Origin of the sequence: Bradyrhizobium sp. I1.14.4, from assembly GCF_050435825.1 — a bacterium.
Lineage (GTDB): Bacteria > Pseudomonadota > Alphaproteobacteria > Rhizobiales > Xanthobacteraceae > Bradyrhizobium.
Genome location: NZ_JBNDLA010000001.1, coordinates 490142 through 508573, shown reverse-complemented (window position 1 = coordinate 508573; position 18432 = coordinate 490142). Strand labels below are relative to the sequence as shown.

Sequence of the window (18432 nt, the reverse complement as noted above, 5' to 3'; positions counted from 1 at the left end):
CCATGGCACGGGTTTACGTCTCCACCGTCGTCAACGCCCGCAACGACCGGGTCTGGGCCCGCGTGCGCGACTTCAACGGGTTGCCGAACTGGCATCCCGCGATCGCGGAAAGCCGGATCGAGGGCGGTGAACCCTCCGACAAGATCGGCTGCGTCAGGGATTTTCGTCTGCGCAATGGCGATCGCATCCGCGAGAAGCTGCTCGGGTTGTCCGACTATGACATGTTCTGCACCTACTCGATCCTTGAATCGCCGATGGGCGTCGAGAACTACGTCGCGACCCTGCGGCTCACGCCGGTCACCGATGGCGACCAGACCTTCCTGGAATGGACCGCCGAATTTGATTGCGCGCCGGAGCGCGAGACGGAGCTCGTCAACAATATCGGCGGCGGCGTATTCCAGGGCGGATTCGACGCGCTGAAGCGGGCGTTCGGAGGATAGGCCGTGCCGCATATCGTCAAAAGCACGATCCTGGATGCACCGACCGATGCAGTGTGGGCCGTGCTGCGCGATTTCAACGGCCATGACCGCTGGCACCCGGCGGTCGCGACCAGCGGCATCGAGCGGGCGCAGCCCTCCGACAAGATCGGCTGCGTCAGGCGTTTCAAGCTGAAGGACGGCGCCGAACTGCGCGAGCAGCTGCTGGCGCTGTCCGATCTCGAACAATCGTTCAGCTACTGCCTGCTCGATACGCCGATCCCGATGTTCAATTACGTGGCGCATGTCCGCCTGCTGCCGGTCACCGACGGCGACCGCACCTTCTGGCACTGGGAGTCGCGCTTCACGACCCGGACCGAGGACAAGGACCGCATCACGCAGATGGTTTCGGAAGACATCTACCAGGCCGGCTTCGAAGCCGTTCGCCGGCATCTGAAGGAGGCCGCGTAAGCGGGAAAGAACATCATGCCAGTCACGGTGAAGACCTTCACCAACACCCATGACGCGGCGGCAGCGCTGTCGTCGGATCGCAGCGCCCGCTATCTCGGCGGCGGCACGCTGGTGATGCGGGCACTGAACGAGGGCGACATCTCGATTTCGACCGTTATCCGCGCCAGCGACCATGCCATGACGCGGATCGACGCCACCGGCTCGCGCATCACGCTCGGCGCCGGCGTCACCTTCGCGCGTATCCTGGCCGAGCGCGATCTCGCTTTCCTGCATGCCCCTGCCCGCTCGATCGGCGGACCGGCGGTCCGCAACATGGGCACGGTCGGCGGCAACCTCTTCGCGCCAGTGCCGTATGGCGACTTCACAGTCGCGATGCTCGCGCTCGACGCCATGGTATCGGTGCAAGGCGGCCTCGGCGGCCGCGACATCCCGATCGAGGAGTTTTTGCAGTCGCGCGACCGGCAGACCGGCGTGCTGGTGCTGGCGATCTCCTTTGCCAAACCCGGCAGCGCCGATGCCTTCCGCTACCGCAAGATCGCGCGGATCAAGCCGAAGGGCGGCGCGGTGATGACGCTTGCGGCGCATCTGCCGGTCAACGGCAGCCGCATCATCGGCGCCCGCGTCGCACTCGGCTCGATGGCGCCGACGCCAATCCGTGCGCGGGCCGCCGAGCGCGCGCTGGAAGGCCGCGCGCTCGACACGTCCACGATCAATGCAGCTGCCGCGGCGGCCGTCGAAGGAGCTTCGCCCGGCGACAATGCGCTCGCCAGCGCCTGGTATCGCCGCGAGATCGTCGGCGTGCATCTCAGGCGCCTGTTGTCCGGTCAGGAATAGATCGCCATGGCCAAGACCCCTCTCCAATTTCAGCACAACGGCCGTGACGTCGCGATCTTCGTCGATGGCGGCACCAACCTTTTGGTCGCGCTGCGCGAGCTGATCGGTGACATGACGCCGAAATTCGGCTGCGGCCAGGGTGGCTGCGGCACCTGCAGTGTGCTGATCGACGGCGAACTGCATCTCTCCTGCCTAACGCTCGCCGAAACGGTCGCCGGCCGCTCCGTCGAGACGCTCGACGGCATCAAGGACGGTCCCAATCTGCACCCGCTGCAGCGCGCCTTCGCCGACAATTTCGCCGCGCAGTGCGGCTACTGCACGCCGGGTATGCTGATGGCCGCGAAGGCGCTGCTCGACCGCAATCCGCAGCCGAGCCGCGCCGAAGTGGTCGAGGCGATCTCCGGCAATATCTGCCGCTGCACCGGTTATGAGCCGATCATCAACGCCGTGCTGGCTGCCGCTTCCGGCGGCCGGGCGCGCGCGTAAAGGAACAGTGTCATGCTGGAATTGCGCAAGGATCTCTTCGCCGACGAGCGCGACGACAATCTCAAGGAAATCGGCAAGGGCACGCAGCGCCAGGACATGCTCGGCCATGTCACCGGCACCTCGCCCTATTTCGACGACCACAAGCTGCAGGGCATGCTGCACCTGAAGGTGATCCGCAGCGCCCATTCTCATGCAAGACTCCGGCGCATCGACACCTCCGAAGCGGAGCGATCGCAGGGCGTGCGGCGCGTGATCCGCGCCTCCGACGTGCCGCGTAACCTGAACACGCTGCTCAGCCTGATCAATTTCGGCAAGGATGACGAGCCATCGCTGGCGGTCGACAAGGTGCGCTACAAGGGCGAACCGATCGTTGCCATCGTCGCCGACAGTCCACGCGAGGCCTATGAGGCCATTGCCAAGGTCAAGATCGACTATGAGCCGCTGCCGGCGGTGTTCGATGTCGAGGAGGCGCTGAAGCCGGGTGCACCCGTGGTCAACGAGGTCTATCCTAAGAACACCTTCACCTATCACGAGACCTACGATCGCCAGCAGCTGCGCTTCGGCGACGCCGACCGGGTGCTCGCCACGGCCGATCATGTGCTGGAGCAGCGCTACCAGATGTCGCCGATCGAGCACGCGCCGACCGAGACCAACGGCTCGATCGCAGCGCCCGACACCAACGGCCGCTACATCGTCTACACTTCGACGCAGGCGCTGTTCTTCTCGGTCGACACCTGCGCCAAGATCCTCGACGTGCCCTCCAACACCTTCCATTTCATCGGCGGCACGGTCGGCGGCGGCTTCGGCGGCAAGGTCGATACGCTGACCGAACCGCTTTGCATTCTCGGCGCGATGCTGACCGGACGCCCGGTGCGCTACGTGTTCGGGCGCGAGGAGGAGATGCAGTACGGCCCGCCGCGCGGCGCCGAGCGCATCTACATCAAGGACGGCGTGATGCGCGACGGCCGCGTCGTCGCCCGCAAGGTGCGTGCCTATTTCGACAGCGGCGCCTATACGCGGCTGTCGAGCTATGCGGCGGTGAAATGCGCCGCGCACCTGCCCGGCCCCTACACGATCCCGAACGTCCATGGCGACGTCTACTGCGTCTTCACCAACCGGACGCCCGCGACCGCGATGCGCGGCTTCGGCGTCACGGCGATGGATTTCGCCATCGAATGCCAGATGGACAAGCTTGCTCATCTCGTCGGCATGGATCCCATGGAGTTCCGGATCCTCAACGCGTATCGCGACGGCGACATGAAGGCGCATCGGCGCGAGGCCAAGAACACGGCACTGATCGAATGCGTGCAGGTTGCCGCGGAAAAAGCCAAATGGCCGATCCGCGAGGATTTCAAGCGGATGTCGTCGCGCAAGGATGGTGGCGGCGCGCGCGCCGCCGTGACGCTGACGCCGCGAGAATCGCATGCGCCGCTGGCCGCACCGTCGCAGCAGCGCACGACGTATGACCGCGCGCCGGCCGCGACCCGCGAGCCGCCGCCACCGCCGCCCTCTTCGCCGCCACCGTCACCTCCGCCATCACGTCCGAACGCGCCGTCGCATGGCGCCGCCCGCTTCTCTTCCGTCTTCGGCACCAGGAGGCGCTGACCATGACCCGGCATCGCGGACGCGGCATCGCGTCGGTCAATTATCCCATCGGCATGAATCTCGGCGGCGACCCGAGCCAGGCACTGGTGCACTCCAACCCGAGCGGCAAGTTCACCGTGGCGCTGTCCTCGATCGATCTCGGCCAGGGCATGAAGTCGGTGACGCGGCAGATCTGCGCCGAGACGCTCGGCGTGCCGGTCGAGGACGTCTATGTCGACACCGCGGATTCCGACACCGGCCCGCACTGCATGGGCTCGTTTGCCTCGCGCGGCACGCATCGCGTCGGCAACGCCGTGATGGCGGCTGCGCACGAGGCCCGCGGCGTGATGATGGAAGCCGCCGCCGAGGAGCTGGAAGTGAACGCCGCCGATCTCGAAACCGACGGCCGCGGCAACATCCACGTCAAGGGCGCGCCGCATCGCTCGATCTCGACCAAGGACGTCGCGATCGCCGCGCAGTTCAAGCAAGGCAAGACGATTTCCGGCCGCGGCATCTTCCTGGTGCCGCTGTCCGACGTCGATCCGGAAACCGGCGAGATGTCGCCGGCGACATGCTACGCGCATGCCTGCCTGGTCGCCGAGGTCGAGGTCGACGACGAGACCGGCGAGGTCGACATGGTCAGGATGGACTCTGCCTACGAGCTCGGCCGCGCGCTCAATCCCAGGCTGGTCGAGCAGCAATTGGTCGGCGGCGCCTGGATGGGCGTGAGCCACGCGCTCTACGAGACGCCGGAGCCTTATTATCCGGACCCGGTGCACGGACCGCGCGATTTCGTCGAATATCTGATGCCCGGACCGGGCGACATCTGCCCGCACGACATCGCGGTGCTGGAACGCCCGGCGCCCGACGGCCCGTTCGGCGCCAAGGGACCGGGCGAGATGTGCGCCAATCCGGTGCTGCCTGCCGTCGCCAACGCGATCTTCAATGCCGTCGGCGTCCGGATCGACGACCTGCCGATCACGCCGGAGAAAGTGTTGCGCGCGATCAAGGCGCAGGGCGGCGCGCGGCCGCAGCCGCGGCGCTGAGGTCTTTCCATGCCGGTCCGCAGCAACATCGTCGGCATCGACAGCCCCGAGGCGCTGGAGAAGGCGCTGCGCGCGGCCTATTACCTCGCCGACGACGGCATCGCGACCGCCGCCTATCTCTCGCTCGCGCTGGGCAAGCCGCTGCTGCTCGAGGGCGCGCCGGGCGTCGGCAAGACCGAGGCTGCGAAGGCGATCGCCGCCGTGCTCGGCCGCAGGCTGATCCGGCTGCAATGCTATGAAGGCATCGACGCTTCGGCGGCGCTCTATGAGTGGAACTATCCGCGCCAGATGCTGGCGATCCGGCAGGCCGGCGAAGAGAGCATCGACATCTATGGCGAGTCGTTCCTGATCGAGCGCCCCATGCTGGCCGCGCTGCGCGCGCCGGACGCGACCGTGCTGCTGATCGACGAAATCGACCGCGCCGACCAGGAGTTCGAAGCCTTTCTGCTCGAATTCCTCTCCGACTTCCAGATCTCGATCCCCGAGCGCGGCACCGTGCGCGCCGCCGAGCACCCCGTTGTCGTGCTGACCTCGAACCGCACGCGCGACCTGCACGAGGCGCTGCGGCGACGCTGCGTCTATCACTGGATCGACTATCCGAATGCCGAGCGCGAGGCCCGCATCGTGATGATGCGCGCCTCCAGCGTCGCCGAAGCCACCGCCCGCGCCGTCGTCGCCGCCGTCGGCCGGCTGCGCCGCGAGCCACTGAGCAAGGCGCCGGGCATTGCCGAGGCGGTCGACTGGGCGGAGGCCGCGACCTTGCTGCACAAGGGCGGCGCGCGCTGGCCGGACGCCTTCAAGCGCTCGATCGGCGTCGCGCTGAAGGACGAGGAGGACCTTCATTTCATCTCGCCGCGGCTCGATGCGATCATCGCGGAGGCAGCCGCGTGAGCGACGATCTCAAGCTGCCGCGCGCCGCGCAGATATTCGTGTCCTTTGTCGCGCTGCTGCGCGCCAACGGATTCTCGGTCGCGCCGGACCAGACGACCAGCTTTCTGGCTGCGATCGAGCTGCTCGGCCCGCGGAGTTTGGAGCACATCCGCCAGGCCGGGCTTGCGACGCTGGCGCCGCCGCCGGAGCGCCGCGCGACCTATGATCGGTTGTTCGACATCCATTTCCGCGGCTCTGAAGCGATCGAGCAGGCCGACGGCGAGGACGAGGAGACCGTCCGTATGCAGGAGGAAGGCCGCGGCAAGGACGAGCCGCCGCTCGCCGACGAGGCCAATGAATCCGGCCTCGCCGCGGCGCGGGCCGAGGCGCTGGTCGAGCGAAGATTTGCGCAGACTGCAACCAGCGATCCGCTACGGCAATTGTCGCGCGAGGCGGCCCGGCGATTGCCGCGACGGCGTGGCCACCGACGGCGCCGCGCGAAGAGCGGCCCATTCGCCGATCTCCGCCGCACCTTGCGCGACAGCGTGCGCAATGACGGCGAAGTGCTGCGGCTCGGACGGATGCGCCGACGCCAGCGGCCGCGCAAGATCCTGTTCCTGATCGACGTCTCCGGCTCGATGAAGGCGCGCACCGAGGAGAACATGAGGCTCGCGCATGTACTGATGCAGTCGGCCGGCAATGTCGAGGTGTTCACCTTCGGCACGCGGCTGACCCGCGTCACCCCGGCGCTGCGGCTGAAACGCCGCGAGCAGGCGCTCAACGCCGCCTCGTTCCTGGTCAGCGACTGGGACGGCGGTACCCGCATCGGCGATGCGCTGCAGGCCTTCCTGGCCGTGCCGCGGTTCGGCGGATATGCCCGCGGCGCTGCGGTGGTGATCGTCTCCGATGGTCTCGAGCGCGGCGATCCGGCCGCGCTCCGCGATGCCGTTGCAAAGCTGTCGCGCCGGGCCTGGCGCGTGAGCTGGCTGACGCCGCTGGCAACCGCGCCCGGCTTCAAGCCGCAAACCGAGGCGCTGATCGCGATCCAGCGCTTTGTCGATGATCTCGTGGACGGCGGATCGAGCGCGGCAATGGTCGCGCATCTGCTGTCGCTTGGAACAAGGAGAGCTGCGTGACTGGTATTGTCGACGGACATCATCACATCTGGCGTCAGGCCGATCTCGCCTGGCTGTCCGGCCCGATGCAGCCGCGCATTTTCGGCCCCTACGAGCCGATCCGCCGCGACTATCCGATCCAGGAATATCTCGAGGACCTCAAGGACACCGGTGTCACCCGCTCGGTCTATGTCCAGACCAACTGGCCGAGCGGCAAGTTCGAGGATGAGGCAGCCTGGGTGCAGCAGACCGCCGACCAGCACGGCTGGCCGCACGCACTCGTTGCCTATGCCGATTTCTCCGTCGACGACGTCCGGCCACAGCTCGATCGGTTGAAGCGTTACCCGCTGGTGCGCGGGGTGCGCATGCAGCTGCACTGGCACGAAAACCCGCTCTATCGCTACGCGGCGCGTCCGGACCTTTGCGCCGATCCCGTGATCCGGCGCAATGTCGGCCGCCTGGCCGACTATGGCTGGAGCTTCGACCTGCAGGTGTTCGCGCCGCAGATGGCCGATGCCGCCGGTCTCGCTGCAGCCTGTCCCGGCGTGACCTTCATCCTGCAGCATGCCGGCATGCTCGAGGATCTGTCGCCGCAAGGCCGCGCTGCCTGGCGCGCCGGCATGGCGCGGCTCGCACAATGCCCCAATGTGGTGTCGAAACTGTCCGGGCTCGGCACCTTCATCCACCGCAACGATGCCGAGCATATCACCGGCGTCGTGACCGATACGGTCGCGATCTTCGGCGCGGAACGCTGCCTGTTCGGCTCGAACTTTCCGATCGAGAAGCTGTGGACCAGCTATCGCGATCTGATCGACGCCTTCAAGACGGGCACAGCAAAGCTCAGCGCTGAACAGCGCGAGGCGATCTTCGGCGCGACAGCGGCACGGGTCTATCGGCTGGGGCCCTAGCCACGCGGCGACGAATACGACAACGAATACGAATCGGGAGGGAGAGCGATGCCGTTGGAGATCAAGATCCTGGACTATGGCGATATCGAGCTGGAATCGAGCTTCCTCGTGCTCGGGCACAATTGCGGCCGCACCCGCCGCGTGCTGACGCTCGGTTTCCTGATCCTCGGCGGCCCCTACCCCGTGCTGGTCGATACCGGCTACCGCTCCAACCAGATCATGGAGACGCTCGGCATGCGCGGTCTCCAGTTCCACGAGAACATGATCGAGAACCAGCTCGCCCGCCACGGCGTGCGCATGGGCGATGTCCGTTTCGTCTGCCACACCCATCTGCACATCGATCATGCCGGCAAGGACGATCTGTTTCCGATGAACACGACCGTCGTGCTCAACCGCAAGGAGCTGGAATACTCCGTGTCCGGCCTGATGCACCCGCAATATCCCGCGCCCGACATCAAGCACCTGATCGACCGGTTGCACACCAAGAGCGCACTGCGCTTCCTCGACCTCGAAATCACGGGACCAGTCGAGCTGATGCCGGGCGTCTATTGCGACGCCGCCAACGCCCATACCGAAGGCTCGATGAACATCCACGTCCACACCGCCGACGGCATCGCGACGATCTGCGGCGACGTGATCTACGATATCAACGATCAGATCGTCACCCCCTTCAACGAGATCCATGATTGGGAGCCGCGCACCACCGGCAACCACGGCACCAGCAAGCGCGCCGAGAAGGCCGCGATCAAGAAGCTGCTCTCCAGCTCGCGCTACCTGCTGCCGGTGCATGATCGTCCGGCCAAGATCGAGGGCGGCATGGTGGTCGGCCGGCTGCACGACCAGGTGCCCGGGCCGGTCGTGCAGAGCATGCCGCAACGCAACTGGTTCCCGGCATAACAGCGAGGACGAACGCGATGACGCATGTCACGCTGCGGCCTGAGTTCGAAGACCTGATCGACCCCTATGCGCCGGTCGGCCAGGTCGGGACGGGCTTCGATTTCACGGAAGGACCGATCTGGCACCCGGTCGATCACTTCCTGCTGTTCTCCGACATGCCGGGCGATGTGCGACGGCGCTGGGATGCGCGGCGCGGCGTGGTCGAGGTCAAGCGTCCGTCGAACAAGTGCAACGGCATGACCTATGACGCCGACCTCAACCTGATCGTCTGCGAGCACGCGACATCCTCGCTGATCCGCGAATGGCCCGACGGGCGGCGCGAGGTGCTGGCCTCGCATTACGAGAACCAGGAGCTCAACAGTCCGAACGACGTCTGCGTCCATTCCTCGGGCGCGATCTATTTCTCCGATCCCTGGTACGGCCGGATGCCGGTCTATGGCGTCGAACGGCCGCGCCAGCTCGGCTTCCAGGGTGTCTACCGTGTCCCGCCCGGGGGCGGCGCGCCGAAGCTGCTGGTCGACCGCTATCTGTTCGAGCAGCCGAACGGGCTGTGTTTTTCGCCTGACGAGCGCATCCTCTATGTCAACGACACCATGCAGGCGCTGATCCGCGCCTTCGACGTCACCGCCGACGGCGCGCTCGGCAATCCGCGTGTTTTCGCCTCCGGCATTCGCTCCGAGCTCGAGCCCGGCCTTCCCGACGGCATGAAATGCGACCAGCGCGGCAATGTCTGGGTCACCGCGCCCGGCGGCGTCTGGGTCTATTCGCAAGGTGGCGACCTGCTCGGCAAGGTCCGCCTGCCCGAGCTCGTCGCCAATCTCGCCTGGGGCGGCGCCGATCTCCGCACGCTCTATCTGACTGCAACCCATTCGGTCTACGCGATCCCGACCAAGGTCGGGCCGCGCCATGAACCCTATATGAGCGGCAAGCGCGGCGGGGCGAGTGCCGCGACGTCTGCGCCCGCGCCGAACCTGACCGCCGGCGAGATGCAGCTCGATCCGCAGCGCTGCGCGATGATCATCCAGGACATGCAGAACGATGTCATCATGGATGGCGGCGCGTTCGCCGATTCCGGCGCGCCCGCGCATGCGCGCCAGCAGCACGTCGTCGAGAATATTCGCCGTGTGGCCAAAGCCGCCCGTGCGCGCGGCGTCGCCATCATCCATGTCTGGTTCGTCGTCGAGCCGGGCGCGCCCGGCGTAACCTTGAACGCACCGCTGTTCGAGGGGCTGGTCGACAGCAAAGCGATGGTGCGCGGCAGCTGGGGCGCGGCGCCGGTCTCCGGGCTCGAGCCGCGCCCGGGCGACTTCGTGGTCGAGAAGATGCGCATGAGCGCCTGGGAGGGCACCCGGCTCGAGACCATCCTGAAGGCCACCGGCCGCGACATGATCATCAACACCGGCGCCTGGACCAACATGTCGGTCGAGCACACCGCGCGCACCGGCGCCGACAAGGGCTATTTCATGATCGTGCCGGAGGATTGCTGCTCGACCATGAACGCCGGCTGGCACAACGCCGCGATCAATTTCGCGCTGCAGAACGTCTCCGTCGTGACCAACGCCGACACCGTCATCAAGGCGCTCGGCTAAGGAGGCGCGGTGCCGAAGCTGCTGCATCTCGCCTGCTCTCCTCGCGCCGATTCGGAATCGGCGGCCGGTGCGCGCGTCTTTCTCGACCGCTTCCGCCAGGCGCGGCCGGACTGGGAGATCGACGCGATGAACCTGTGGCACGATCCGTTGCCGGAGTTCGAGGGGTATCTGCTTGAAGCCAAATACGCCCGGATCGGTGGCAAGGCCTTCACCAATTCGCAGCACGATGCTTTCGCAACCGCGGAACGCCTCGCGCTGCGGCTGTCGCTGGCGGACCGCGTGCTGATCTCGACCCCGATGTGGAATTTTGGCATTCCCTACAAGCTCAAGCAGTGGCTCGACGTCATCATCCAGCCTGGGCTGACCTTCCGGTTCGATCCGGCGCAGGGCTATCTGCCGCTGCTCAGGGACCGGCCGACCATCGTGATCCTGGCGAGCGGCAGCGATTTCGTCACCGGCATGAACCGCGGCCGCATCGACATGGCGACGCCCTATCTGCGCGAGGCGCTGCGCTTCATCGGCCTCAGCGACGTGCGCTTCGTGCCGATCGGTCCGACCACCGGACCCACTGAGCCGATCCGCGCCGCGCGCGAGGCCGCGCACCGGAGACTCGCGGAGATGGCGGCGAGGTTTTGACGCTCGCAGCTCTCCGCCGTCGTCCCTGCGAAAGCAGGGACTCCGGCGGATGTTAGGCGGGCCCCGCCGTTCGTCGTCCTGGCGAAAGCCAGGACCCATAACCACAGGCGTTTGCTGCGAAACGGATCGTGGTCCCAGCTTCGCACAGCAACGAGCTTTCGGGGTAATGGGTCCTGGCTTTCGTCAGGACGACATCGAATGTGTTGCACGGCCTCTGACTCGTGCTTCCGCAGTCTCGCAACGCGCTGGACCCGCTTGCGCGCTTACACGGCGGCGCTTGCACGATTTCGGAATATTGGAAAATTACCCCTGATTTGCCCGACGTGTCAAGTTGCCTAGTCTAGTCGAACACCGGCAGCCGCCAGCTCCTTTGCATGGGGTTGTTTTCGATATTTTGGCGGAGCGCACTTACGTCGGGCGAAAGAAGGCAGAGGGAGCAACCCGCCGAAGTGCCGCGAAGGAATCGGTTGGTTACGCCGAAGCTTGTCATCGGGCCGCGCTACGCGCGGACCCATTGGACCAACCCACCCTACGTTCCTACGTTTCCATCGGCGGAAAGACGAGCCTGCACAACAAACCCGGTGCGTTGTCGTGCAATTCGATCCGCGCGCCGTGCAGGCTCGCGACCGCCGCGACCAGGCTGAGGCCGAGGCCGTTTCCGGGCGTGTAGCGGCTCTGCTCGAGCCGGTAGAAGCGCTTGAAGACGCGGTCGTGCTGCTCGGCGGGAATGCCGGGGCCGTCATCAGCGACCGAAATCACCGCACCACCCTCGTCGTTGTCGCACGTCACGGTCACCCGTCCGCCCGGGCGACCATGCTTGATGGCGTTGTCGACGAGATTGGCAATGGCGTCGAACAGCAGGTCGCGATCGCCCGTCACAAGCACCTCGGCGTCGCCGGCTAGATCGAGTCGGGTGGTGACTTCTTCGGCGGCGGCGTCGTAGAGCTCGACCACCTCGCCCGCGATCTCGACGAGATTGACGATCCGGAATGCATCCTTGCGGGCACGCGTCTCGATCTCGGAAATCCGCGTGATCGACGCGAACATCCCGAGCACCGCATCGAGATCGGCGATGGTGTCGCCGATCAGCGCGGCATCGCCCTCGCCGCTGCGCGGGGCGTGATAGGCCTTCTCGAGCCGGCCGCGCATCCGGGTCAGCGGCGTGCGCAGGTCGTGGGCAATATTTTCGCCGACCTGCTTGACGTCCCCCATCAGGGTCTGGATGCGATCCAGCATCAGATTGAGATTTTCCGCGACCCGATCCCATTCATCGTGGCTGCCATGGAGCGGGATGCGCTGGTCGAGGCCGGAGAGCATGATGGCGCGACTGGTCGCATTGATCGACTCGATCCGGCCGACCGTTCGCCGCGTGACGCCGATGCTGGCAGCAGCCGCAAGCACGATGATCAGCACGACAACGGCAATGCCCGCGGCCCTGATCTGCGCCATGAAGCCGTCGAGATCGCTGATATCGCGGCCGACCAGCAACCGATCGCCGTTTGATAAGGTCTCCGTCACGCCTCGCACCAGCGACGCTGCCGACGGAGAACGCGGCAACGGCGCGCGAAGTTCGACCCATCCCTGCTTCGCGGCGCTCTCCGGCCACTGCCCGAGATTTCCGGCGAGCACCGCCGACCCGGGGCCAAGCAGGAGGTAAACATGATCGGCAAAGCCCTTGTCCGCGATCCGTTGCGCGATCAACGCGCTCAGGCCATCGCGGCCGGAGCGCGCATAGGCATCATCCAGGCTCGCTTGCTCGGTCATGATCGTGCGATCGGACCTGTCCCGCACATAGGACAGCGTCGACCAGTACACATAAGCGAAGATCGCCGACACGATCAGGCCGAAAACGCCGATGGCGATCAACGCCAGGCGGAACGTCGACGACTTGAGGGTTTTAGCCAGGAGCACGGAGGCAGTATCCGATGCCGCGGATCGTGTGGATCAGCGGATAGGCCTGCTGATCGTCGACCTTGCGGCGCACCCGACCGACATAGACGTCGATGATGTTGGTCGAGGGATCGAAATGCAGGTCCCACACGTGCTGCAGCAGCATGGCGCGCGACACCACGCGGCCCTCGCTGCGCGCGAGATATTCGAGCAGCTGGAATTCCTTCGGCAGCAGCGGAATCTTCCGGCCGCGGCGGCTCGCCGTCCGCGCGATCAGATCGACCGCGAGATCGCCGACCCGCAGGATGGTCTCCTTGGCAACGGTCTCGCTGCGGCGGCCGAGCGCCTCCAGCCGCGCCAACAGTTCGACAAAGGAGAACGGCTTGACCAGATAGTCGTCGCCACCGGCACGCAGACCCCGCACGCGATCGTCGACCTCGCCGAGCGCGCTGATGATCAGGAACGGCACCGCGATGCCGTCGTCGCGCATCTGACGCATCACCGCGATGCCGTCGATGTCGGGCAGCATGCGATCGATCGTGATCACGGCATAGTCGCGCGCCGCGCCCTGGCTCAGCGCCTCGCGGCCGTTCGCAGCCAGATCCACGTCATAGCCGCTGGTGGTGAGCTCCTCGACGAGCTGACCCGCGGTTTCAGGATCATCCTCGACGACGAGAATGCGGCGGTGAGCTCCGGTCATATTCTTGAACTCTCCGAGGCGTCTTGAACTCTCCGAGCGCCCCGCGACGATCGCCGCCAGACTATCCCATTCCGGGGCGGGATGGAACGCCTGGCGACGACCGCGACAACGGTGCGGTTGGTTGGGCGATCAATAGTCCCCGCACACATTGACCCATTGCAGGCCGTAGGACGTCCATACCCGGCGCCAGCAGCCGTAGTCATAGCCGGCATAGAGATAGGGCGCGCCGAAGAACGCGAAGCGATGGAAGCGGTGGTGGCGGAAGAAGCCGCCGTGATGGAAGAAGCGCGAGCCGTGGAATCCGGCGCCGGCAAACCGCGGGCCAATAGCCGGTGCACCGACGAAGCGGGGGCCGCCGAAGTGCCCGCCGGCAAAATGCCCGCCACCGCCCATGGCCGCGAACGCCGCGCCTCCACCACGCATGCCGCCGCCGAAACCACCGCCATGCATGCCGCCGCCAAAGGCGCCACCATGCATGCCGCCACCCATGGCGCCAGCAAAGCCACCGCCGTGGCCGCCACCGAAGCCACCGCCGCCGCCATGTCCGCCGCCACCGCCTCCGCCTCCGCCGCCTCTGGCGAGGGCAGCGGGTGCGAGCGCAACGCTGACAGCGAGCGTCGCCGCCGTGAAACACGTGAGAAGCCTGTTCTTCATGAGATCCTCCCTGATTGGGACCGCGGCGACCTCGTATCGCCGCACGCAGAGGATGATCAGAAGACGCAAGCCGACGCCCAACTTCAACTGACAAATGCGCCAGATTCTGACACCGGATTTAGGATTGGCGAGCGAGCCAGCACGCGCAGCAAATGCCTGGATCGGACGCCACGACCAGGCTGGCCGAGATCGACGGAGATTTGGCTGGAATCAGCGGATAGCGCGCGTTGAATCGACGCACCTGGTTTCTTAATTCTCGGCCTATCCAAGAAGCGACGTCGTCGTGGCGAGATCGTAGATCCGGCTCACAATTTGTCGATCACCGGGCCTTCCCTCCGCGCCGGCCGTAACCCGATCCGCGATGCAATCGCCCGTTACCTGACCTCTCTGCAGAGCCGGGTCGACCAGCGCTGACTTCCAGCAAGGAGCTTTCGATGAGCGACGAGATAAAAAGACCGTTTCTGACCCACGCTTCCGGCGCCCCCGTTGCCGACAATGTGAACATCATGACTGCGGGGCCGCGCGGGCCGGCGCTGCTGCAGGACGTCTGGCTGATCGAGAAGCTGGCGCACTTTCACCGCGAAGTGATCCCGGAACGGCGCATGCACGCCAAGGGCGCCGGCGCGCACGGCACCTTCACCGTCACCCACGACATCACGCGCTACACCAAGGCCAGCATCTTCTCCGAGATCGGCAAGCAGACGCCGATGTTCGCGCGGTTCTCGACTGTCGCCGGCGAGCGCGGCGCGGCCGATGCCGAGCGCGACATCCGCGGCTTTGCGCTGAAATTCTACACCGATCAAGGCAATTGGGACGTGGTGGGCAACAACACGCCGGTGTTCTTCTTCCGCGATCCCCTGCGCTTCATCGACCTCAACCACGCGATCAAACGGCATCCGCGCACAGGCGTGCGTGACCCCGACATGAACTGGGATTTCTGGACGCTGCTGCCGGAAGCGCTGCACCAGGTCACCATCGTCATGAGCGAGCGCGGCATCCCCAAGAGCTTCCGTCACCAGCACGGCTTCGGCAGCCACACCTACAGCATGATCAACGCCGACAATGAGCGCGTCTGGGTGAAATTCCATTTCCGCACCCAGCAAGGTGTCCAGAACCTGACCGACGCCGAGGCGGAGGCGCTGGTCGGAAAGGACCGCGAGAGCCACCAGCGCGACCTGTTCAACAGCATCGAGTGTGGCGATTTCCCGCGCTGGACACTGTTCATCCAGGTGATGACGGATGCGCAGGCCAATGCATTCCCGTTCAACCCGTTCGACCTGACCAAGGTATGGCCGAAAGGCGATTATCCCCTGATCGAGGCCGGCACTTTTGAGCTCAACCGAAATCCGGAGAATTTTTTCGCCGAGGTCGAGCAGGCGGCGTTCGCGCCCGCGAATGTGGTGCCCGGCATCGGCTATTCGCCGGACAAGATGCTGCAGGCCCGCCTGTTCTCCTATGGCGACGCGCAGCGCTACCGGCTCGGCGTCAACCACCACCAGATCCCGGTCAACGCGCCGAAATGCCCGTTCCACAGCTATCACCGCGACGGCGCGATGCGCACCGACGGCAATCTGGGCGGCACACTGACCTACTGGCCGAACAGCCATGACGAGTGGACCGACCAGCCGCAGCTGAACGAGCCGCCGCTGGAGCTGTCAGGCGCGGCCGCGCATTGGGACCACCGCGTGGATGACGACCACTGGCAGCAGCCCGGCGATCTGTTCCGCAAGATGGGCGCCGCACAAAAGCAGGCGCTGTTCGACAACACCGCCCGCCAGGTCGGCAATGCGTCGAAGCACATCCAGGAACGGCACGTCGCGAATTGCAGCAAGGCCGACCCGGCCTACGGCAAGGGCGTCGCCGACGCGCTAGCCAGGTTCGCGGCCGGCAAGCTGTAACGAAGATGAGGGCGGCGAGCTCGGCTTGCCGCCCTCCTTTGCGGCTCAGGTCGGCTTGCCGCGGCCGTTCTTCTCGGCGGCGCGGCGCAGCGCCTCCGCGAGGGCGCCGCCGCCGGACTGCTCCTGCGCACGACGCGGCGCGGACGACGTCATCTTGCCGGAGCCGCGCGAGAAATCGCGCGACGATCCGGCATTGTCCTTCTTCGGTCCGATCTCGTCATCGAGCCGCAGCGTCAGCGCGATGCGCTTGCGCGCGACCTCGACGTCCAGGACCTTCACCTTGACGATGTCACCCGGCTTCACCACCTCGCGCGGGTCCTTGATGAAATTCCGCGACATCGCCGAGATGTGCACCAGGCCGTCCTGGTGCACGCCGATGTCGACGAAGGCGCCGAAGGCCGCGACGTTGGTCACGGTACCTTCGAGGATCATGCCCTTCTTGAGGTGCTTGACCTCCTCGACGCCGTCCTTGAACACCGCCGCCTTGAACGCCGGACGCGGGTCGCGGCCGGGCTTCTCCAGTTCGCGCAGAATGTCGGTGACGGTCGGCAAACCAAAAGTGTCGTCGACGAAGGATTGCGGCCTCAGCCCGCGCACCATGTCGGCGTTGCCGATCAGCGCCTTGATGTCGCTCTTGGTGGCCTCGAGGATGCGCCGCACCACCGGATAGGCTTCCGGATGCACACCGGATGAATCGAGCGGGTCCTCGCCGTTGCTGATGCGCAGGAAGCCGGCGCATTGCTCGAACGCCTTCGGCCCGAGCCGCGGCACCTCCTTCAGCGCCTTGCGCGACTTGAACGGGCCGTTGGCGTCGCGATGCTGCACGATGCTCTGCGCCAGCCCCTGCCCGATGCCCGACACACGCGAGAGAAGCGGCACCGAGGCGGTATTGGCATCGACGCCGACCGCGTTCACGCAGTCTTCCACCACGGCATCGAGCGAGCGCGCGAGCTTGGCCTCGCCGAGATCGTGCTGGTACTGGCCGACGCCGATCGCCTTGGGATCGATCTTGACGAGTTCGGCCAAGGGATCCTGCAGGCGCCGCGCGATCGAGACCGCGCCGCGAATGGTGACGTCGAGGTCGGGCAATTCGTTCGAGGCGAAAGCCGAGGCCGAATAGACCGACGCGCCGGCCTCGGAGACCACGATCTTGGTCATCTTGCGCTCGGGCAGCCGCTTCACGAGCTCGGCGGCGAGCTTGTCGGTCTCGCGCGAGGCGGTGCCGTTGCCGATCGCGATCAGCTCGACGCCGTGCTCGATCGCGAGCTTGCCGAGAATGGCGAGCGCCTCGTCCCAGCGCCGCTGCGGCTCGTGCGGGAAGACCGCCGTATGCGCCACGACCTTGCCCGTCGCATCGATGACCGCGACCTTGACGCCGGTGCGATAGCCGGGGTCGAGCCCCATGGTGGCGCGCGCGCCGGCCGGCGCGGCAAGCAAGAGATCGCGCAAATTCGAGGCGAACACGCGCACCGCCTCGGTCTCGGCCGCGGCCCACAGCCGCATCCGCAGGTCGATATTGAGATGGATCTGGATCTTGGTGCGCCAGGCCCAGCGCACCGTCTCCGTCAGCCACTTGTCGCCCTTGCGGCCCTGGCTGGAGATCGCAAAGCGATTCATGATCTTGAGCTCGTAGAGGCCGGGCACGCCGACGGCCGGTGCCTCGGCCTCCGGCTTGATCGCGAGGTCGAGGATCTCCTCCTTCTCGCCGCGGAACAGCGCCAGGATGCGGTGCGACGGCAGCTTCGGCAGCGGCTCAGAGAAATCGAAATAGTCCTTGAACTTCTCGCCTTCGGTCTTCTTGCCGGTGCGGACGGTCGAGGCCATGATGCCGTTCGACCACATCTCCTCGCGCAGCGCACCGATCAAATCGGCATCCTCGGCGAAACGCTCGACCAGGATCGCGCGCGCGCCGTCCAGCGCTGCCGCGACGTCGGCGACCTGCTTCTCGGCATCGACGAAGGGAACGGCGGCCTCGTTCGGGTCGCTCTCGGGCTGTGTCAGCAAAAGATCGGCGAGCGGCTCGAGCCCGGCCTCCTTGGCGATCTCGGCCTTGGTGCGGCGCTTTGGCTTGTACGGCAGATAGATGTCCTCGAGCCGGCCCTTGCTGTCGGCGGCCATGATCTGGGCCTCGAGCGCGGCATCGAGCTTGCCCTGCTCGCGGATCGAATTGAGCACCGCGGTGCGGCGCTCCTCGAGCTCGCGCAGATAGGTCAGCCGCTCTTCCAACGTGCGCAGCTGCGCGTCATCGAGCGCGCCGGTGAGCTCCTTGCGGTAGCGAGCGATGAACGGCACCGTGGCGCCGCCGTCGAGCAGCGTCACCGCCGCCTCGACCTGCTCGTCGCGAACCCCCAGCTCCTGCGCAATCTGATGATGAATCTTTGCCACGCTCGTCTCTCTAGCCCCATTGCGCCGCCTGTCCAATGGTGACGCGGACGCCG

16 protein-coding genes and 1 pseudogene are annotated in these 18432 nt (G+C 66.1%); 13 read left to right on the top strand and 4 right to left on the bottom strand.

The annotated features are described in order from the left end of the window. Positions 1 to 2 precede the first annotated feature (2 nt). From ABIB78_RS02385 to ABIB78_RS02330, 12 genes are read left to right on the top strand one after another with little or no spacing between them, the layout of a single operon-like run. The gene (locus ABIB78_RS02385) at positions 3 to 440 is read left to right on the top strand and encodes an SRPBCC family protein (RefSeq protein ID WP_028338488.1); all 438 of its coding nucleotides are present in this window, start codon (positions 3 to 5) and stop codon (positions 438 to 440) included. 3 nt (positions 441 to 443) lie between these two features. After that, positions 444 to 887 carry an SRPBCC family protein gene (locus ABIB78_RS02380; RefSeq protein ID WP_429020982.1) on the top strand — a complete coding sequence of 148 codons (444 nt, stop codon included), beginning with the start codon at positions 444 to 446 and terminating at the stop codon, positions 885 to 887. Positions 888 to 902: 15 nt separating this feature from the next. After that, positions 903 to 1721 (top strand): FAD binding domain-containing protein, encoded by an 819-nt coding sequence (locus ABIB78_RS02375; protein ID WP_429020980.1) that lies wholly within the window; start codon positions 903 to 905, stop codon positions 1719 to 1721. Positions 1722 to 1727: 6 nt separating this feature from the next. Beyond that, complete coding sequence (locus ABIB78_RS02370; RefSeq protein ID WP_029082752.1) at positions 1728 to 2207, top strand: (2Fe-2S)-binding protein; 480 nt, start codon at positions 1728 to 1730, stop codon at positions 2205 to 2207. 12 nt (positions 2208 to 2219) lie between these two features. After that, the gene (locus ABIB78_RS02365) at positions 2220 to 3812 is read left to right on the top strand and encodes a xanthine dehydrogenase family protein molybdopterin-binding subunit (RefSeq protein WP_429020978.1); all 1593 of its coding nucleotides are present in this window, start codon (positions 2220 to 2222) and stop codon (positions 3810 to 3812) included. A 2-nt stretch (positions 3813 to 3814) separates the two neighbouring features. Continuing rightward, positions 3815 to 4837 (top strand): xanthine dehydrogenase family protein molybdopterin-binding subunit, encoded by a 1023-nt coding sequence (locus ABIB78_RS02360; protein WP_429020977.1) that lies wholly within the window; start codon positions 3815 to 3817, stop codon positions 4835 to 4837. A 9-nt stretch (positions 4838 to 4846) separates the two neighbouring features. Then, positions 4847 to 5728 carry an AAA family ATPase gene (locus ABIB78_RS02355; protein WP_429020975.1) on the top strand — a complete coding sequence of 294 codons (882 nt, stop codon included), beginning with the start codon at positions 4847 to 4849 and terminating at the stop codon, positions 5726 to 5728. Continuing rightward, on the top strand, positions 5725 to 6843 hold the full coding sequence (locus ABIB78_RS02350; RefSeq protein ID WP_429020973.1) for a vWA domain-containing protein: 1119 nt from the start codon (positions 5725 to 5727) through the stop codon (positions 6841 to 6843). The genes ABIB78_RS02355 and ABIB78_RS02350 overlap by 4 nt, the downstream gene beginning before the upstream one ends. Beyond that, positions 6840 to 7730: an amidohydrolase family protein gene (locus ABIB78_RS02345; protein ID WP_429020970.1), complete on the top strand. Its 891-nt coding sequence runs from the start codon at positions 6840 to 6842 to the stop codon at positions 7728 to 7730. The genes ABIB78_RS02350 and ABIB78_RS02345 overlap by 4 nt, the downstream gene beginning before the upstream one ends. Before the next feature lie 48 nt (positions 7731 to 7778). Beyond that, entirely contained in the window at positions 7779 to 8627 is an 849-nt protein-coding gene (locus tag ABIB78_RS02340) for an MBL fold metallo-hydrolase (protein WP_429020969.1), read from the top strand. 17 nt (positions 8628 to 8644) lie between these two features. After that, positions 8645 to 10216 carry an isochorismatase family protein gene (locus tag ABIB78_RS02335; RefSeq protein ID WP_429020966.1) on the top strand — a complete coding sequence of 524 codons (1572 nt, stop codon included), beginning with the start codon at positions 8645 to 8647 and terminating at the stop codon, positions 10214 to 10216. A gap of 9 nt (positions 10217 to 10225) precedes the next feature. Beyond that, a complete protein-coding gene (locus ABIB78_RS02330; RefSeq protein ID WP_429020964.1) occupies positions 10226 to 10852 on the top strand; it encodes an FMN-dependent NADH-azoreductase in 627 nt (208 codons plus the stop codon). 537 nt (positions 10853 to 11389) lie between these two features. Here the strand turns inward: ABIB78_RS02330 and ABIB78_RS02325 are convergent. The 3 genes and pseudogenes from ABIB78_RS02325 to ABIB78_RS02315 all read right to left on the bottom strand — a co-directional run. Beyond that, positions 11390 to 12325: pseudogene (locus tag ABIB78_RS02325) on the bottom strand (sensor histidine kinase); the annotation flags it as partial. Between the two features lie 424 nt (positions 12326 to 12749). Then, positions 12750 to 13442: a response regulator transcription factor gene (locus ABIB78_RS02320; RefSeq protein WP_429020962.1), complete on the bottom strand. Its 693-nt coding sequence runs from the start codon at positions 13440 to 13442 to the stop codon at positions 12750 to 12752. A gap of 129 nt (positions 13443 to 13571) precedes the next feature. Next, a complete protein-coding gene (locus tag ABIB78_RS02315; protein WP_429020959.1) occupies positions 13572 to 14096 on the bottom strand; it encodes a hypothetical protein in 525 nt (174 codons plus the stop codon). A 434-nt stretch (positions 14097 to 14530) separates the two neighbouring features. On the opposite strand from ABIB78_RS02315, the gene ABIB78_RS02310 reads away from it, so the two are divergent. After that, positions 14531 to 15994: a catalase gene (locus ABIB78_RS02310; protein WP_429020956.1), complete on the top strand. Its 1464-nt coding sequence runs from the start codon at positions 14531 to 14533 to the stop codon at positions 15992 to 15994. A 45-nt stretch (positions 15995 to 16039) separates the two neighbouring features. Here ABIB78_RS02310 and ABIB78_RS02305 read toward each other — a convergent pair whose 3' ends face one another. Next, complete coding sequence (locus ABIB78_RS02305; RefSeq protein ID WP_429020954.1) at positions 16040 to 18379, bottom strand: Tex family protein; 2340 nt, start codon at positions 18377 to 18379, stop codon at positions 16040 to 16042. Between the last annotated feature and the right edge of the window lie 53 nt (positions 18380 to 18432).

Coding starts and splice junctions, on each gene's coding strand:
- ABIB78_RS02385 (WP_028338488.1), top strand. CDS start 3: ATGGCACGGGTTTACGTCTCCACCGTCGTCAACGCCCGCAACGACCGG.
- ABIB78_RS02375 (WP_429020980.1), top strand. CDS start 903: ATGCCAGTCACGGTGAAGACCTTCACCAACACCCATGACGCGGCGGCA.
- ABIB78_RS02370 (WP_029082752.1), top strand. CDS start 1,728: ATGGCCAAGACCCCTCTCCAATTTCAGCACAACGGCCGTGACGTCGCG.
- ABIB78_RS02365 (WP_429020978.1), top strand. CDS start 2,220: ATGCTGGAATTGCGCAAGGATCTCTTCGCCGACGAGCGCGACGACAAT.
- ABIB78_RS02360 (WP_429020977.1), top strand. CDS start 3,815: ATGACCCGGCATCGCGGACGCGGCATCGCGTCGGTCAATTATCCCATC.
- ABIB78_RS02355 (WP_429020975.1), top strand. CDS start 4,847: ATGCCGGTCCGCAGCAACATCGTCGGCATCGACAGCCCCGAGGCGCTG.
- ABIB78_RS02340 (WP_429020969.1), top strand. CDS start 7,779: ATGCCGTTGGAGATCAAGATCCTGGACTATGGCGATATCGAGCTGGAA.
- ABIB78_RS02335 (WP_429020966.1), top strand. CDS start 8,645: ATGACGCATGTCACGCTGCGGCCTGAGTTCGAAGACCTGATCGACCCC.
- ABIB78_RS02320 (WP_429020962.1), bottom strand. CDS start 13,442: ATGACCGGAGCTCACCGCCGCATTCTCGTCGTCGAGGATGATCCTGAA.
- ABIB78_RS02315 (WP_429020959.1), bottom strand. CDS start 14,096: ATGAAGAACAGGCTTCTCACGTGTTTCACGGCGGCGACGCTCGCTGTC.
- ABIB78_RS02310 (WP_429020956.1), top strand. CDS start 14,531: ATGAGCGACGAGATAAAAAGACCGTTTCTGACCCACGCTTCCGGCGCC.